The organism is Mesorhizobium sp. WSM4837, from assembly GCF_055811435.1.
On the sequence record NZ_JBVVQE010000030.1, the window covers coordinates 64,002 to 80,347 of the forward strand.

Below are 16,346 nucleotides of genomic sequence, written 5' to 3' on the forward strand. Positions count from 1 at the left end.
GGAGACGGCATGTCCGAGGAGCGGGTTGAGCGCCGTCTGGCGGCGATCCTGGCTGCCGACGTGGTAGGCTACAGTCGCCTGATGGAAGCAAATGAAGAGCGAACGCTCGGCGCGCTTCGCCAGCATCGCCGCGAGTTCTTCGATCCCACTGTAGCCAAGCATGGCGGGCGCATCTTCAAGGTGATGGGCGACGGCTTACTTGTCGAGTTCGGCAGCGTTCTCAATGCAGCCCGTTGTGCCGTAGAAATCCAGCGCGGGATGGTAGAGCGCAACGCCGGGATCCCGGAAGGCCGCCATTTCAAGTTTCGGATGGGGATCAATCTCGGCGATCTTATCGTCGACGGCGACGATTTTTACGGCGACGGCGTGAACATGGCAGTCCGGTTGCAAGGTCTCGCCGTACCCGGCGGCATTGCCTGTTCGGAGGCGGTGCGCCACGAGGTCGGCAACAAACTCGACCTGGACTTCGCCGATCAGGGTGCCAGGACGGTGAAGAACATGTCCCATCCGGTGCATTTCTATTTCGCCAATTGGGGGAATGTCGCCTCGCGCAGCGAAATGCGGACCGGCGAGATTGGGACGCGCCCCGACAAGCCTTCGGTGGCCGTCCTGCCCTTCGCCAATATGAGCAACGATCCCGACCAGGAGTTCTTCAGCGACGGCATCACCGAGGACATCATCACGGACCTGTCCAACGTTTCTGGCCTCTTCGTGCTCAGCCGCAACACCGTCTTTGCCTGCAAGCGCCGCGCCCTGAACCTGGAACACATCGCCAGTGAACTCGGTGTCGCCTATGTGGTCGAGGGAAGCGTCCGCAAAGCCGGGAACCGCGTCAGGATCAATGCCGAACTGACCGAAGGGGCGAGCGACGGCCACATCTGGGCTGCCCGCTACGACCGCGACCTCACCGATATCTTCGCCGTGCAGGACGAGATCGCCAAGGCAGTCGTCGAGCAGCTCAAGGTCAAACTCCTTCCCGAGGAGAAGAAGGCGATCGAGCAAGCGCCGACCGAAAATGTCGAAGCCTATACGCATTATCTGAGAGGCCGCGAGTATTACCACATCGCGTCGAAGGCAAACCACCTGATGGCCAGGCAAAGTTTCGCCAGGGCTATCGAACTCGACCCGAGCTATGCTCGAGCCTATGCCGGCATCGCGGTCTGCAACACACGGCTCCGCTCGCAATTTGGCTTCGACATTCAGGTCGAGGATATTCTGGCAACCACAGCAAAGGCGTTGGCTATCGACCCCAATCTGTCAGAAGCGTATGCGGCCATGGGGCACGCCCTTTCGGGCGCTGGTCGCCGCGCCGAGGCGGTTGCCGCCTTCGAGCGGGCTTTGGCCATCGATCCTAACTGCCATGAGGCCAATCGGTACTATGCCGAGTTCTGCGTGACCCGGGGTCAGTTCGAACTGGCAGCGACGTATTTCCTGAGGGCAATGGAGATCAAGCCGACGGACTATGGTGCGCCGGTTATGCTCGTGAACGTCTTCCGCTCGCTCGGGCAGAACGATCAAGCCGAAAACTATGCGCGGATCGCGATAGAGAAGGCCGAGGAGGAGCTAAGGCACCACCCGGAGAATGCCAATGTCGGATGCCTTGGCGCGATCATGCTCGCCTTCCTCGGTGAGCACGATCGAGCATTGGCATGGCTCGAGCGCTCCCTTGCGACCGAAACCGGCGACATAAACATCCAGTACAATGCCGCCTGCACCTATGCGCTGCTGGGCGAGAGCGACCGGTCGATCGACCTGCTGGAGGCCTGGTTGCCTCAGGTCGGCACGGAAATGAAGCTGTGGTTCAAGAACGACTCCGATTTCGAGCCCATTCGCGGCCACCCGCGCTATCCCAGGCTGATAGAACTCACGGAATAGGGCGGGGCCGGGGCGCGTTCGCAGACCCGACAGACAAAAGGCTTGCGTTGCTTACGAAGTTCTCGCCAAGCAACGAATCTTAATTTATGCTAAGCTAATATAGGTCGTGGGGGAATGGGATGGCGACCCGGTTCAGGCTCTTTGTCCAGCCTCCGTTCGAGGACGCTCGAGCGTGCCCTGAAATCGTCACGGTTTCATCGCCTCTAGGAAGCGTCGGTGTCGGCCCGTCGGACGATCGAATGTATGTCGTGGAGCCGGTCGGCAAGACCAGGCCCTATGGCGTGAACCGCGCGCCCTTGGGAACGCCGTTCATCTATCTGCCGCCCTGGACAGGAAATATCCTCGCGCCGGCAGTGCCCGACGAGCGCGGCAATTTCGATCACTACCAGCCATCGATGCCCGGCTTCGAGGCCGCGCATCTCTTCGGCTCCGTGCGGTTCACGCTCGATGTGTGGGAACGCTATCTCGGCCAGTCGGTTGCATGGCATTTCCGCGATCACCATGAGCGTCTGGAAATCTCGATTCTGCCGACGTGGAACAATGCGCAGTTCGGCTACGGCTATCTCGAAGTGGGCAGCCAGTTCGAGACGGACGGAAGTATTCTCCCTTTCAGCCTCGACTTCGACATCATCGCTCACGAGGTCGGCCACGCTATAGCCTTCGCCGTGCTGGGCGTGCCGGGCCTGGGCAAAGAGTTCCCCGAATATGTCGGCTTCCAGGAAGCCTTCTCCGACTGCGTGTCGCTGATCGCCGCCATGCATTTCCCGTCGGTGATCAACAATGTGCTGGACGAGACGCGCGGCAACCTCTATCTCGCCAACCGTCTCGCGCGCTTTTCGGAATTTTCGCCGCATAGTCAGATAAGGTTGGCGAACAACCAACGGACGATGGCCGAATTCGTTCACGGTTGGAAGAACGAGCATGACCTGTCGGAGCCGCTCACCGGCGCGATATTCGACATCCTGGTCGATATCTTTCACGAGAGCCTGGTGGCACGAGGCCTGATCTCGCCCGAGGTCGAGAATCTCGCCGATGTCGCCGAAGCCGATCCGGTGGCCCGGGCGCCGCTGCAGGACGCCTTCGACCGCGCTTTCGCCCGCCGGACTGACGGCTTCCGCGAGGCGCTGCTCGATGCGCGCGACGTCGTCGGGATGCATCTGGCCGAAACCCTATGGGCTCTGGGGCCCGATTTTCTGGACTATGGAGATGTCGCGACGGCGATGCTCGCCGTCGACGAGGTCGAGACGGGGGGTGAGTTCGCAAGGCTCATCGATCGCAATTTCAGGCGTCGGGGCATCGGCGATCTGCACGCTGGCAGGCGGATCAACAATAGGCCGCGCCGCGGCCATTCCCATTCGGCGCGCACCTTGCTGCCGAGAGATATATCTAATTTTCCGAAGATGAGCTATCGAGAAAGAGTTCTGTTAGCGAGGTCGATGTCTAGCTAGATAATAATGAGTGGAGAGGAAGATGTCAGATAATGAAACATTACTTGGCGTATCGTCTGTATATCTGTTTGGTCGGCTGCTTGAAGACGTGATTTTGAAAGGAGGCGGCACATACGATAACTTGCAGGTACCAAGACCAGGAAACAACAATTTTCTGCGACGCCAGCTCGAACATGTTGCTGGTCCCGCTGAGAAGGAACACCCTGACGCGTGTTTGGCACGGATTTTTGCTTTTTCCTTTGAAGGAGCATTTTATGAACTGGCTCCGCCAGCGATTTTTCTCGTCCATGGGGCTGGCCTCGACCCCGACGACCCTCCCCCGACCGATGCCGACAACGAAGTTGCGTACAAAAGACTGTCCCGAGTTCCCGGCTCCAGTGCGCGAACGGGTCTCGGCTTTCAGATTGGAGCTTTCTCCAAGGACATGAAAGTATGGATTTATGACAAGAGTGACCATTCACTCAGGTTGGACGCAGAGACGGGGTCACTCGAGCAAATCCTGTTATCTGGAGAGGCCCATGGCGGAGGCATGGGCAGGTCGGGCGGAGGCATGGGTAGATCGGGGGGCGGAATGGGCAGATCTGGTGGCGTGATGGCAAGATCAAGCGGATGGACGCCACGAAAAGCAGGCGATCTAGATTGATTTCGTCGAAAGTGAGGCAAGAACAAGGAGGAAAATCATATGGCTGTAGATATAGATCATTTGGAAGAAATCCTGTTGAAGTCCCCAAGGTGGCATTAAATACTTTGACATTGTCGGCAAGAATCTTCTGACAGCTAACTTGGAATTCTACGCCTCATTCGATCAGGCTGGCGCGCAACGGGACCATGAAATTAAAGTCTATGTCGATGAGTTTGGAACAAGAAGAGAAGCAAGACTGCCGATGATTGCTGAGGCGACTGAAAAAGCGGACAACGATGCGAATAAAGTACGCTAGGTTGTGATCGAATTGAATGGCAATATAGAGGACAAAGAACAAGGTTTAACAGTCATTTAGAGAGGCCTTCGCCGCCTGCAATCCGGGACGCCAGAAGTCGGCTCCTGGCGCTGTTCCGACCATTTGAGCACACGCATTGCACGCAGCCTGTGCGCAGTTAATCGACCACCACTCAAGGTATCAGCACGACCTTGCCGGTCGAGCGGCGCTCCTCCAGCAGGCGGTGCGCTTCGTTGGCCCGGTCAAGCGGATAGCGGCCGCCTTGCGTCACGGCAACCTGGCCGCCGGCGGCCAGTTGGAAAAGCTCCGACAGGCTGGCCCTGAGGCCGTCGGCGGAGTGCAGCGGAAGCAGGGAAAAACCTCGCAGTGACTGGTTTCGGGTGATCATCGCTTCCAGTTCCGCAGCGCCGATCGCGTATCTGCCCAGCGCCGCACAGACCAGCTCTCCACCTGGCGCGAGAACCTCCAGCGATGCCGCCGTCATCGCGCCGCCGACAATGTCGTAGACGACATCGACGCCGGCGCCGCCAGCCGCCTCCCGCACTCGCGCGGGCCAATCCGACGTGCTGTAATCGACCGCGGCATCGGCGCCAAGCGACAGGGCAAGATCGAGCTTGGCCCTGCTGCCGGCGACCGCGATCACGGCGCTGGCGCCCTGGCGTTTGGCGAGTTGGACCAGCAGCGAGCCGACACCGCCCGCGGCCGCAGTGACCAGCATCGATTTGCCGGCTGGCGGGCTTTGCCGCAGCAGATGAAAAGCCGTCAGTCCCTGCACCATCAAAGCCGTCGCGTCTTCGAATGAGAGCGCATCGGGCAAAGGCACGGCCAGCTTTGCATCGATCGTCACATAGTCGGCATAGCCGCCAAACGGGCGCTTCGAAGCGAACAGCGGCGCAGCTATGCGTGTCCCGGTCAGCGAGATGTCGACCCCGTGACCAAGCGCCTCCACGGTGCCGGCAGCCTCGACGCCGAGAACCATCGGCAATTGCGGCGTCACCGCGTAGCGATCCCCGCGCATCAACACTTCGAAGAAATTCACGCCGGCCGCATGAACGCGGATCAGCACCTCGCCTGTTTGCGGCTCTGGCTTCGGCATCTCGACGACGTCCAGGACGTCGGGACCGCCGAAACGGTTCAGTTGAATGGCTCTCATGGCATGCATCCATCGCTATGGCATCGGCTGCTGTTTGCCACTATCTGCCTGATCGCGACTACACACTCATTTGTCCCCTGCTGACCAGGAGGTGACCATGGCCATGCCGACCAAAACGGGGCAGACCAAAAGGCTGCCGACCAAAAGGCTGCCAACCAAGAGACTGCCGCTGCTGCCGGCGGAACGCGCGCTGAAGGTGATCTCGGGCCGATGGAAGGCTGTCATTCTCTACCATCTCTTCGACGGCCCCCGGCGGCTGTCGGCGCTGAAGACGCTGGTGCCTGATATCACCCAGAAAGTGCTGATCCAGCAGCTTCGCGAAATGGAGGAACACGGCCTTGTCAGACGCGAGATCTTTGCCGAGATCCCCTCACGCGTCGAATATTCGGCGACGCGCCTCGGCCTCAGCCTCGAGCCTATCCTTCTGGCGCTCTGTGAGTGGGGCCAGCACCATGCGGATGAGTTGAACGAGATGGACCGCCTCGCCGACTGTATCATCAGGCCTCGGCAGGCGCGGCAGCCAGCCATCGCCTGAATACCAACCATCGCCTGAACCAAAAGGGGCGACGCAAGCGCCGCCCCGGGAATTCTTGGGAGGATTGTCCTGGTCTGCGGTTCAGGCCGCCTTGACTTCCTCGGCCACCGCGTCGGCCTGGCGCGCCGCCTTCAGCACTTTGGCCCACCATGCAACGTCGTTGACCAGTGCAGTCGCCGCCTGGTTCAGGTGCTCGAGCTCCTCGAGCTTCTTTTCACCTTGCCGGACGGCAAGGAAATCGCCCCAGGCGATATGGACGGCGGACTTGACCGGCGCCATCTGCAGCTCGACAGCATGCAATCTGAGCTGCTCGACGGCACGCGCGCCGCCGACGCTGCCATAGCCGACGAAGCCGGCCGACTTCTTGTTCCATTCATTGGCAGCGTAGTCGATCGCGTTCTTCAGCACGGCGGTCGGGCCGTGGTTGTATTCGGCGGCGGTGAAGATGAAGCCATCGAACTCGGCGACCTTCTTCTGCCAGCGCTTTGCCACTTCATTCTGCGACGGCGCCCAGGCGGACGAAGCGACCTCGTCGAAGAACGGCAGCGGGAAGTCGCGCAGGTCGACCACTTCCACGTCAATGTCGGCATGCGACTTGGCGATCTTGGCGATCCACTGGGTCGGAACGTCGGCGAAGCGTGCGGCGCGGGTCGAACCGATGACAATGGCGATTTTGGGTTTGGACATAGAGGGGCTCTCCTTCAGGCGAATTTCTGGTATCGTTTAGATACCTGAGCTATATGAGTGACTGCGCCAACGAGGCGCAAGGAGGCACTTTTTTGATACCAAGGCACCCGCACCGCACCGAGGACTGCCGCGCCATCTCGGAAATCCTGCAGCGCGTCGGCGACAAATGGACCGTACTCGTCGTCGGCAAGCTCGGTGACGGGCCGCTGCGCTTCAACGAATTGCGTAGCGCCGTCGGCGGCATTTCGCAAAAGATGCTGACCACGACGTTGCGCGGGCTTGAGCGCGACGGCTTCGTCACCCGGACCGTGTTTCCGACCATTCCGCCACGCGTCGACTATGAGCTGACCGACCTTGGCTACGAGCTGCTTGTGCCGGTCGGCGCGCTCGGCGAATGGGCGCGCAAGAACACCGAGCGGGTCAAGGCCGCTCGCGCGAGGTTCGATGAGATACATGCCTGAAACCTTTGCGCCGCAAGGCTTTGCGGCAGCGCGGCAAAAAGCGCTCGCCTGCCCTTCTCCCCTTGTGGGAGAAGGTGGCCTCGCGAAGCGAGGTCGGATGAGGGGTGTTCCAGCTTGGCACCGACGGTGCTCCGGCCAACACCCCTCATCCGTCTCGGCGCTGCGCGCCGATCCACCTTCTCCCACAAGGGGAGAAGGGAAGTCAGAAGTCAGCCCTCCGCCGGAACTGCCTTCGGCTTGCCTTCGCCGTCCAGCGCCACCATGACGAAGTCGGCGTGGGTGACCTTCTCCATCAGGTCGGAGAGGTAGCGCTGCGCCCATGCCTCGACCTTGAGCGTCATCGAGGTGCGGCCGACGCGCTCGACATGCGTATAGATGCACAGCGTGTCGCCGATCTTCATCGCCTTGGCGAACGACATTTCCTTCACCGCCGCCGTCACCACGCGGCCCTTGGCACGCTCGGCGGCGCGGATGCCGCAGGCCAGGTCCATTTGCGCCATCACCCAGCCGCCAAAAATGTCGCCCGCCGCATTGGCGTCCGAAGGCATGGCCAAGGTCCTGAGCGTCAGATCGCCAATCGGCCGCCCGTTCGCGTAATGCACCATGCGCCAAATCCCCTCGATATCGATCTTCTCCCGTATCGGGATGGCACCGATGCGTCAACGCGCTGCCAGGTGCTAGACTGCGCACAGCGAGTTGAGAAAGGCAGCTGACATGAAACTTACCTCTCGCCCTCTGACATCAGATCTATGGCCCGCGCTCGAGGAGCTGTTCGGTGAGAGCGCCGTCTGCAGTCGCTGTTGGTGTATGTACGGGCGTATCGGCAGTTCTTATCGAAAGCGACCAGGCGAGGAAAACAAGGCGGGGTTCCGACAAGCCGTCGAGCATGGCCCCTCCCCAGGCGTACTTGCTTTCGACGGCGTTACTGCTGTCGGCTGGTGCCGGGTGACGCCCAGAGATGCCGTGCCCTGGCTCGATCGGCTGTGGCAGTTGAAGCGAGTGGATGATGCACCGGTCTGGTCCTTGTCCTGCCTCTACGTGCGAAAAAAATACCGCCGTCAAGGCGTCACATCTCACCTGATCGCAGCGGCGCTGGAAGCTGCAAGGCGCGCAAACGCCCCTGCACTCGAGGCCTATCCTTTTGATGCCGGCGTATCGCCGAGCGCTTCCGGCAGCGGATACGCCTCCACCTTCGCTCGCGCCGGGTTCAGGGTCGTCGCCCGCAGGGTGCCAGCCCGCCCGATCATGCGTTATGATTTCACGCAAAATGCTGATGATGGCGTGTAATGCTGGACCGCTTGGCCACGCGGCAAAGGCCGCTTCGGGCAGGACACCAACTGCAAATGAAGTGCCGGTCGCTTTTTTCACAGGCGATGCCGGAAGCTCCGGTGATCGCGGCGGCTTGCGGCGTCTAGGTTGAGCGAGAATTCGGAGCCGGCCGCAGCCATCATGCAGACCTATGATTTCATCATTGTTGGCTCCGGCTCGGCCGGCTCGGTTGTGGCCGAAAGACTGTCGGCTTCCGGCCGCTTCTCGGTTCTGGTGCTCGAGGCCGGCGGCAGCGACCGGCGTTTCTACGTCCAGATGCCGCTCGGCTACGGCAAGACCTTCTTCGACCCTGCGGTCAACTGGAACTACAAGACCGAGCCGGACCCCGGCCTCGCCGGCAATGTCGACCACTGGCCGCGCGGCAGGCTGCTCGGCGGCTCGAGCTCGATCAACGCCATGGTCTGGATTAGGGGCGCGCGCGAGGATTTCGACGCTTGGGCAGCGGCCGGCAATCCCGGCTGGGGCTTCGACGACCTGCTGCCCGTCTTCAAGGCGCTGGAAGACAATCAGGCCGGCGCCGATCAATGGCGCGGCGTTGGCGGTCCGCTGCATATCACCGACTGCTCGACCGCAGTCCATCCGCTGACCAAGCGCTATCTGGCGGCCGCCAATCAGGCCGGCCTGCCGTTCAATCCGGATTTCAACGGCGCCTCCCAGGAGGGCGCCGGCATCTATCAGATCACCACCAAGAACGGCCGCCGCATGTCGGCCGCCCGCGCCTTCCTGCGCCCGGCGATGAAGCGCAAAAACCTCCGCGTCGAGATCAATGCGCTGGCGACCAGGATCCTGTTCGAGGGCAAGCGCGCCGTTGGCATCGAGTATCTCCAAAATGGTGAGACGAAAACCGCCCGCGCCGGCCGCGAGGTCATCCTGTCGGGCGGCTCGATCAATTCGCCGCAGTTGCTGCAGCTTTCCGGGATCGGTCCCTCGGCGATCCTTGGCGCGCTCGGCATTGCCGTCGTCCACGCCAACGAGAATGTCGGCGCGAACCTGCAGGACCATGTCGGCATCAACTACACTTTCAAGGGCAGGCTGCCGACGCTCAACCAGATCCTGCGCCCGTGGTGGGGCAAGCTCATGGTCGGCATGCAATACATGCTGATGCGCTCCGGCCCGCTGTCGCTGTCGATGAACAATGCCGGCGGCTTCTTCCGCACCGATCCGGCGACGGCACGGCCCAACATGCAGCTCTATTTCCAGGCATTCTCGACCGTCATTCCGAAGAGCGGCGAGCGCCCGATCCTGACGCCCGATCCGTGGCCGGGCTTTTCCATCGGCCTGTCCAACTGCCGTCCATCGAGCCGTGGCGAGATCATGATCCGCTCCGCCAATCCGCGCGACTATCCGAAGATCGTCGCCAACGCCTTTTCGACCGAGGCTGATGTCGCCGAGATGCTGGCGGCGGTGAAGTTCATCCGGAAGATCGCCGCCATGCCGGCAATGGCCGAGATCATCGAGGAAGAGGTGTTGCCGGGCCCGTCAATCACCTCCGATGCGGATATCATCCAGGATTTCAGAAAGCGCTCGGGCACTGTCTACCACCCGGTCTCGACCTGCCGCATGGGGCCGGACGCCACCGCCGCTGTCGTCGACCCGCGCCTGCGGGTTCACGGCCTCGCCGGCTTGCGGGTTATCGACGCCTCGATCTTTCCCGATAACATCACCGGCAACACCAACGCCGCCGCGATCATGACCGGATGGAAGGGCGCCGAACTGGTTCTGGAGGATCAAAAATGAAAATCACCGACGTCAAAACCTGGGTTGTCGGCAATCCGCCGCCCGGCATCGGCGGCAAGTATTTCATCTTCGTCAAGCTCACCACCGACGGCGGCGTCGTCGGCTATGGCGAGGCCTACAACGCCACCTTCTCGGCCCATGTCACCGCAAGAATGATCGAGGACATGGCCGAGCGCTATCTGATCGGCCGCGATCCGCACGACATCGAGAACTTCTTCCGCCGCGCCTATTCGTCCGGCTTCACCCAGCGCCCGGACGTGTCCGGCATGGGCTGTTTTTCGGCGCTCGAAATCGCCTGCTGGGACATCATCGGCAAGGAGGCCGGCAAGCCGGTCTACAAGCTGCTCGGCGGCCAGGTTAACGAAACGCTGCGTTCCTATACCTACCTCTATCCGCACAGCGGCAGCGTCCATTCGGAAGATGCCCGCGGCAACAACGTCTACAACGACCCCGACCTGGCGGCCGAATGCGCGCTCGAATATGTCGAGCAGGGTTTTAATGCCGTCAAGCTCGATCCGGCCGGACCCTACACCGCCTTTGACGGTCACCAGCCGCGTCTCGTCGACATCGATCTCTCCGCCCGCATGGTCAAGGCGATCCGCGAGGCGGTCGGCACAAGGGCCGACATCCTGTTCGGCACGCATGGCCAGTTCACCGCATCGGGCGCGCTGCGCATGGCCCGCGCGATCGAACCTTACGACCCGCTGTGGTTCGAGGAACCGGTGCCGCCCGACATGCCCGAAGTGATGGCGCAGGTGGCGCGCGGCACGTCGATCCCGATCGCCACCGGCGAACGGCTGACAACGAAATTCGAGTTTGCCCGCGTCATCGAGAACCGCGCCGCGACCATTCTGCAGCCCGACCTCGGCCGCTCCGGCGGCATTCTCGAAACCAAGAAGATCGCCGCCATGGCCGAGGCCTATCACATCCAGGTCGCCCCGCACTGCTATTGCGGGCCGATCGTCGGCGCGGCCAACATCCAGCTTGCCGTGACCTTGCCCAATTTCCTCATCCTGGAATCGCTGAAGCAGTGGGACGGTTTTCACGAAAAACTGCTGAAGAAGAAGATCGAGTGGCAGGACGGCAACGTCGTTCCGTCGAAGGAGCCGGGCCTTGGCGTCGAGCTCGACGAAGCCGTCTGCGAAGCGCATCCCTGGACCGGCACGGACCTGCATCTGCAGATGATGCAGACGCCGTTGACGCCGTGAGCGCGCGCAAGAGATGCGACCGGGTTTCCCGGCTAGGCTCAAGCTCTGCCGTCAGGTAATTGTCGCGCGATTCCAGCATGTTGGCCTGATCGCCTAAATCACGATCGAAGCGACCGGAACCAAGGTCTCAACAGCTTGATTCAATATCTCAGCGTCAGCGCGCCGGGCAGGATCTCGAAGGTCGCCGGTATGCGCCCCGGCGACTCGCCGTCTATGTCGACCAGAGCGCCGTTCTTTTGCACATCGCCGAGTGGTTCGACAACGACTTTCCTGCCGCGCAAAATGGTGATTGCCGGATGGTTGCGATGCCGGCCGCCATAGAGCAGACGGATGTCCCAGATCAGCTTCAGCTTGCCAGCCGCGCGCAGGATGACGATGTCGAACTGGCCGTCGTCCAGTTCGGCATCCGGCGCGATCATCATGCCGGCGCCGAAGAATTTTCCGTTGGCCACCGCCACTAGCGCGACGCGCGCCTCGACCGGGACGCCGTCGTCGACGGTGATCACGACGTCCTGGAACCGGTAGCGCATGAATTCCCACAGGGTGCGCCAGTAGAACAGCGCCTTGGCCGACACATTGCCCTTGCGCCTGTCGGCGTTGACCGCGCGGTCGGTGGCGCCCGACAGGCCGAGGCTGGCGATGTTGATGAAATGGCGGCTGGCCAGGGCGCCATGGTCGTCGACGTAAGAGATGCGGCCGGCATCGACCCGGCGGGCCTTGGCCTCGGCGATGCGCTTCAGCGTCAGGTCGACCTCGTCCGAAAGGCCGAGCCCGCGGGCGAAATCGATGCCGGCGCCGCAAGGCAGCAGGCCGAGCTCGGCCGTCCGGCCACTTTCCGCAAACGCCTGCAGCAGCCCGTCGGCAACTTCGCTGGCGGTGCCGTCGCCGCCCGCCGCGATCACCAGGTCGCAGCCGCTGGCGGCAAGGACCAATGCCAGCCTTTCGGCGTCGCCGGTCGCCTGCGTCTCGCGCAGCTCGAAATCGCCGAAATGTTTCCTGAGCGAAGCGCTGACCTCGGGCCAGTGCCGCTTGAGCCAGCCGCCACCGGCAATCGGATTGAGAACCACCCCGACCTTCAAGAATGTCCTCCCAAGGACAGCAACGACACTGCCGTCCTAAAATCCTTCGCCGGCATTGAAGCCCGCGCCGCAGTGTGGGGCAAGGGCAGAATCCTGCAGCTTGCCGCAGGATGGGCGTGTCCCGCCCCGCATCTCGGCAAAATAAACGCGCCGATGCAGGCGCTGGTCCCCGATAATCCCGCTATCCACAGGCTCGCAACCGTTTCGCCGAACGCTTATCTCCCGTACATTAAACCCATCTCAGGCGGCTACCGATTGCCAAGTCGAAAGGCGAAGCGAAACGGAAGATTTCCTGAGGCCCGTACGGCCCCGAACGCAGGCTTGCCTGTTTTGAGGACCGAGACTACGGGGCCGCGGAAAGCGTGCGAACGCCTACGGCGGACCGATGCTGCCATGAAGGACGGCAAAAACCTTCGATGGCGCGCTGGACGAAGCTTGCAAGGGTGGAGACTGGCGAGGTCCCGAACGGACGCTGCCCTCGGGCGGTGGCTGGCAGGACCGTCAACATCAAGGCCGGCATGGCGCGACGTCTTTACGGAAGTTGCTGCCGCGACCGTGTCCTGATCTGACAGGGAGGCGCTGGGAGAAATCCCGGCGCCGACTGTTTTTTGGGCTTCTCTCGCGATTTGACTGCCTGTCTCACGCGGTTCGACCGGAGCGAAGCTTCCTGGTGTTGATTCAGAAGCTGGCAGCAGACCTCAAGTTCGGGCTAACCCGCCGCCGCGTCCGTTGCGCCGATCTTGCGCACCAGCGCCGCCGTCGCCAGCATCGCCCCAATGTCGGCAATGATAGGCGCGACGTGCTTGGCGTAGTCGAGCGGCACCGAGATATCAGGCAGCTCGAAAAAATTCCTCGTCTGCGGCAGGAGTAAAAAGCCGTCGCTGCCATTGAGCGCGACCCGCGCCGGATCATCAGGCCATGTCTCCTTGAGCCATGTCAGTGCCTGCGCCAGCCGGCCGCTCACCAGCGGCTGCGCCGCTTCGACATTGTCGGTGCGGAAGTCGTAGGCAGCATCGAGCTCGGGCACCCCGCATGACAATTCCTGCATCTTGCTGGCGAACATGCCGCGGAAGAACCCGACGGCCAACCCAGTCCGGCGCGCCGCCACCAATATGCCGGGGAACGGCACGATGGTCTCGAAGGCAACGACGATCCCCTTGAATGCTATCGTGCCGCCCGTGCCTTGCCGGAGATCGGCTTCGTAAAGCACGAACGGAAATCCCTCGTAGCGGCCGGATACGATGTCGTCGAAGCGCTTGGTGTTGAACGTGCCGATCGTCTCGCGCGGTAGCCGGTCGAACGAATTCGGCGTCACCTCATGCTCGTAGCGCATGTCCCTGATGAAGCCGAAGATGATCGGCAGCAGTGTCTTGCGGTGCTGCAACCTGCTCGCCGGCTTGATCGCCTGGAAATAGAGCAGGATCGCCGCCACCAGCCCGACGACATAGAGCAACACATGCGGCGTCGAGAGCCATTGCTCGTAGGGATCGGCGATCCTGTTGAAAAGCCAGGCGACAAGCGCCACGAACACCAGCACCAGTCCGATGAACAGCGGCACCCGCCAGCGGACTTGCCGGTAGGCCGAAGCCCTTTCGGCCTCGTAGGCCGCCAGATTGCTCTTGATGCCGGCGATGTCAGCTTCATCAGGCATGAAATCCGCTGCTTCCATCGCCATCCCACCGTCGAAAAGCTTTGCGCTGCATGATAGCCGCTTTTACGGGAAAGTCGCCTGCCGGGTGGGCGGTGATCCCTTCTCCCCCTTGTGGGAGAAGGTGTCGCCGAAGGCGACGGATGAGGGGTGTTCCAGGGAACGCTAACGCCTCATTTCTTCCAGCACCCCTCATCCGTCTCGGCGCTGCGCGCCGATCCACCTTCTCCCACAAGGGGAGAAGGAAAGATCGCAGTCAACCGGCCTTCGACTTTGCTGCGCATTCGGTCCTCCAGCGCCTCAACCGGAAGCAGCCGCTCATGGTCGCCGGCGCGCAGCCGCATGAACGGATGCAGCCGGTAGGCGGCAATGGCGCCACGCTTGCCGGCGTCGGCGCTGATATCGACGGTCAGGATGCTACCAATGCGGCCGGGCCATGGCTGCCGCGCAAAGGCGGTGCCGAGGAAATCGCCGAGGCCATAGGCGACGAGCGCCTTGCCGATCCGCTCCACCGGCTGCACGACATGGGCATGATGGCCAGCGATCAGCCCGACGCCCTGCGCGGCCAAACGCCGGGCCAGCACGCGCGTTTCAGCCTGCGGAAAATGCCGGAACTCCCAATCCCAATGTGGCACGGCGCAGGTAAGGTCGACGGCGTCGCGGCGCGGCCATCGTGCCGGCTCGCCTTGCATCGACACTCGGCCGGCGAACGCCGCCGCGCCGGCGTTGCGCCACAGCGTGAAGGCGGCGAAGCCTATTGTCAGCGGCCCGACTGCGACGCGTTCGACCGGACCGGCGGCCGCGGTACCGATGCTGCGGATGCCAAGCCGTTCCAGCGCTGCCACGGTCTCGTCAAAACCCTCGACGCCTTGGTCGAGCGCATGGTTGTTGGCGAGCGACAACACCAGCCTATCGCGCGAGATGCCCACGGCGGCCAGCGCCTCGGCAAGAAACCGCTCGGTCATGGCATGACGGGTGCCAAGCTTCGTGCCCATCGCCGCGCTCGGTCGCTCCACCACAGGGCTTTCGCAATTGCCGATCACCAGATCGGCGGAGCCGAGCAGCGTGGCGATCGCCGGGTCGCATTGCGGCGCGCTGCGATTGGCCACCGCCGAGATATCGCCGACAAAGGCGAGCCGCACCGTCCGCGCCGGTGGCGGCTCGATCATGTTTCCTGCCGCTGGCGCAAAGCCTTGGCGATCGCCGCTGAGCGAAGGCTTCAAGAAGCGTGGCAGCCAGGACAATTTGTAGGAAAGCGGATAGTTCGACACGCGCAGCCCTGCACCGGGATGAACGGCCACGGTAGACGATGCGCCCGATATAGCGAAGCGCCTCCGTTCGCAATCGTGCGGCCAGATGCCCGCAGTAGGCGCAACACACAAGATGCGTATATGGTTGCCGCCGAATGGCATACCGGAGGACCAAGATGACGCGATTTCCGAGCCTGCTGGCATCCGCCCTTCTTCTGCTGCTGCCGGTTGCTTCCGCCGGAGCCGCGGCCCCCGAACCGGCCGCCATGTTCGAGGCAAAAACCGTAGCCGACCGCGACAGCACACTTGCTGCGCTGGAAGCCGCTGCGCCCACTGATCCTGCGTCGGCCTACGCCGCCGGCGCCGGCCAGTTCTTCACCGCGCTGGAGATCCTGGCCGGCGGTCTGCACCGCCACGGTTTCGAAAGCCCGCAATCGTTCATGCTGCCGCTGATGCGGCTGCCGGTGCCGGACAATCCCAATCCCGCGCCGCTGACCTACGACGGCTTCCGCGCCATACTGGTCGCCTTCCGCGATCGGCTGGAAAAGTCCGCAGCCACGCTTGGATCCGTGCCTGCCGATGCCGACATCGGCATCGAGGTCGACCTCACCCGTCTCGGCATCGACCTCAACGAGGACGGCCAGATCGCGGCGGACGAAAGTGCCGCCGCAATTATGGCGTCCCTGTCACGCGGCGGTGCGCCAGACCCGGCCGCACCCGCCCTCACCTTCCGCTTCGACCGCGCCGACGGCTACTGGCTGCAGGGCTATGCCGAATTCCTGATGGCGCAGGCGGATTTCTGGCTGGCGCATGACTTCAGCAACGCCTTCGACGGCTCGTTCCACATGCTGTTTCCGCGCGCAAAACTGCCGCTGCAGGACACGCTCGTGCCGCCGGCCGGCGGGATGTGCGGCGGGATGTTTTCGGGCGAGTGGGGCATCGCCGGCGTCATATAGCTGGGTGTGAAGGGCAATTGGGCGGTGGGCGCGCCCGCGCGC

The 16,346-nt window shown here is 62.5% G+C and carries 16 protein-coding genes; 10 read left to right on the forward strand and 6 right to left on the reverse strand.

Translation table 11 applies throughout. The features are described from left to right. Positions 1-9 precede the first annotated feature (9 nt). From AC0L3D_RS18900 to AC0L3D_RS18915, 4 genes are all read left to right on the forward strand, one after another. Positions 10-1,875, forward strand: coding sequence for an adenylate/guanylate cyclase domain-containing protein (locus AC0L3D_RS18900; RefSeq protein WP_023799842.1), 1,866 nt, complete (start codon positions 10-12; stop codon positions 1,873-1,875). Between the two features lie 119 nt (positions 1,876-1,994). Next, positions 1,995-3,323, forward strand: coding sequence for a gluzincin family metallopeptidase (locus AC0L3D_RS18905; protein ID WP_473630350.1), 1,329 nt, complete (start codon positions 1,995-1,997; stop codon positions 3,321-3,323). Between the two features lie 22 nt (positions 3,324-3,345). After that, positions 3,346-3,966 (forward strand): hypothetical protein, encoded by a 621-nt coding sequence (locus AC0L3D_RS18910; RefSeq protein WP_473645405.1) that lies wholly within the window; start codon positions 3,346-3,348, stop codon positions 3,964-3,966. A 139-nt stretch (positions 3,967-4,105) separates the two neighbouring features. Beyond that, positions 4,106-4,261 carry a hypothetical protein gene (locus AC0L3D_RS18915; RefSeq protein ID WP_287171617.1) on the forward strand — a complete coding sequence of 52 codons (156 nt, stop codon included), beginning with the start codon at positions 4,106-4,108 and terminating at the stop codon, positions 4,259-4,261. A 172-nt stretch (positions 4,262-4,433) separates the two neighbouring features. Here the strand turns inward: AC0L3D_RS18915 and AC0L3D_RS18920 are convergent, their stop codons facing one another. Next, positions 4,434-5,414, reverse strand: a complete 981-nt coding sequence (locus AC0L3D_RS18920; RefSeq protein WP_473645406.1) for a quinone oxidoreductase family protein — start codon at positions 5,412-5,414, stop codon at positions 4,434-4,436. A 97-nt stretch (positions 5,415-5,511) separates the two neighbouring features. Between AC0L3D_RS18920 and AC0L3D_RS18925 the strand changes: the two genes are divergently transcribed. Beyond that, positions 5,512-5,949: a winged helix-turn-helix transcriptional regulator gene (locus tag AC0L3D_RS18925; protein WP_473645408.1), complete on the forward strand. Its 438-nt coding sequence runs from the start codon at positions 5,512-5,514 to the stop codon at positions 5,947-5,949. Positions 5,950-6,030: 81 nt separating this feature from the next. Here AC0L3D_RS18925 and AC0L3D_RS18930 read toward each other — a convergent pair whose 3' ends face one another. After that, positions 6,031-6,636 carry an NADPH-dependent FMN reductase gene (locus AC0L3D_RS18930; protein ID WP_473645410.1) on the reverse strand — a complete coding sequence of 202 codons (606 nt, stop codon included), beginning with the start codon at positions 6,634-6,636 and terminating at the stop codon, positions 6,031-6,033. A gap of 92 nt (positions 6,637-6,728) precedes the next feature. Here AC0L3D_RS18930 and AC0L3D_RS18935 point away from each other — a divergent pair, with 92 nt between their 5' ends. Then, positions 6,729-7,097, forward strand: coding sequence for a winged helix-turn-helix transcriptional regulator (locus AC0L3D_RS18935; protein WP_167378795.1), 369 nt, complete (start codon positions 6,729-6,731; stop codon positions 7,095-7,097). Between the two features lie 209 nt (positions 7,098-7,306). Here the strand turns inward: AC0L3D_RS18935 and AC0L3D_RS18940 are convergent, their stop codons facing one another. Then, positions 7,307-7,702 (reverse strand): acyl-CoA thioesterase, encoded by a 396-nt coding sequence (locus tag AC0L3D_RS18940; RefSeq protein WP_473645412.1) that lies wholly within the window; start codon positions 7,700-7,702, stop codon positions 7,307-7,309. A gap of 91 nt (positions 7,703-7,793) precedes the next feature. Between AC0L3D_RS18940 and AC0L3D_RS18945 the strand changes: the two genes are divergently transcribed. From AC0L3D_RS18945 to AC0L3D_RS18955, 3 genes are all read left to right on the forward strand, one after another. Further along, positions 7,794-8,384 carry a GNAT family N-acetyltransferase gene (locus AC0L3D_RS18945; RefSeq protein ID WP_473645414.1) on the forward strand — a complete coding sequence of 197 codons (591 nt, stop codon included), beginning with the start codon at positions 7,794-7,796 and terminating at the stop codon, positions 8,382-8,384. A 162-nt stretch (positions 8,385-8,546) separates the two neighbouring features. After that, positions 8,547-10,163 carry a GMC family oxidoreductase gene (locus AC0L3D_RS18950; protein WP_473645430.1) on the forward strand — a complete coding sequence of 539 codons (1,617 nt, stop codon included), beginning with the start codon at positions 8,547-8,549 and terminating at the stop codon, positions 10,161-10,163. After that, positions 10,160-11,371: a mandelate racemase/muconate lactonizing enzyme family protein gene (locus AC0L3D_RS18955; RefSeq protein ID WP_473645416.1), complete on the forward strand. Its 1,212-nt coding sequence runs from the start codon at positions 10,160-10,162 to the stop codon at positions 11,369-11,371. The genes AC0L3D_RS18950 and AC0L3D_RS18955 overlap by 4 nt, the downstream gene beginning before the upstream one ends. Before the next feature lie 140 nt (positions 11,372-11,511). On the opposite strand, the gene AC0L3D_RS18960 is transcribed toward AC0L3D_RS18955, so the two are convergent. From AC0L3D_RS18960 to AC0L3D_RS18970, 3 genes are all read right to left on the reverse strand, one after another. Next, positions 11,512-12,450: a diacylglycerol/lipid kinase family protein gene (locus AC0L3D_RS18960; protein WP_473645418.1), complete on the reverse strand. Its 939-nt coding sequence runs from the start codon at positions 12,448-12,450 to the stop codon at positions 11,512-11,514. A 709-nt stretch (positions 12,451-13,159) separates the two neighbouring features. Further along, positions 13,160-14,119, reverse strand: a complete 960-nt coding sequence (locus tag AC0L3D_RS18965; protein WP_128176355.1) for a DUF3137 domain-containing protein — start codon at positions 14,117-14,119, stop codon at positions 13,160-13,162. Positions 14,120-14,271: 152 nt separating this feature from the next. Further along, positions 14,272-15,369 (reverse strand): CapA family protein, encoded by a 1,098-nt coding sequence (locus AC0L3D_RS18970; RefSeq protein WP_473645432.1) that lies wholly within the window; start codon positions 15,367-15,369, stop codon positions 14,272-14,274. 155 nt (positions 15,370-15,524) lie between these two features. Here AC0L3D_RS18970 and AC0L3D_RS18975 point away from each other — a divergent pair, with 155 nt between their 5' ends. Beyond that, positions 15,525-16,304, forward strand: coding sequence for a hypothetical protein (locus AC0L3D_RS18975; RefSeq protein ID WP_473645420.1), 780 nt, complete (start codon positions 15,525-15,527; stop codon positions 16,302-16,304). Positions 16,305-16,346: the final 42 nt, after the last annotated feature.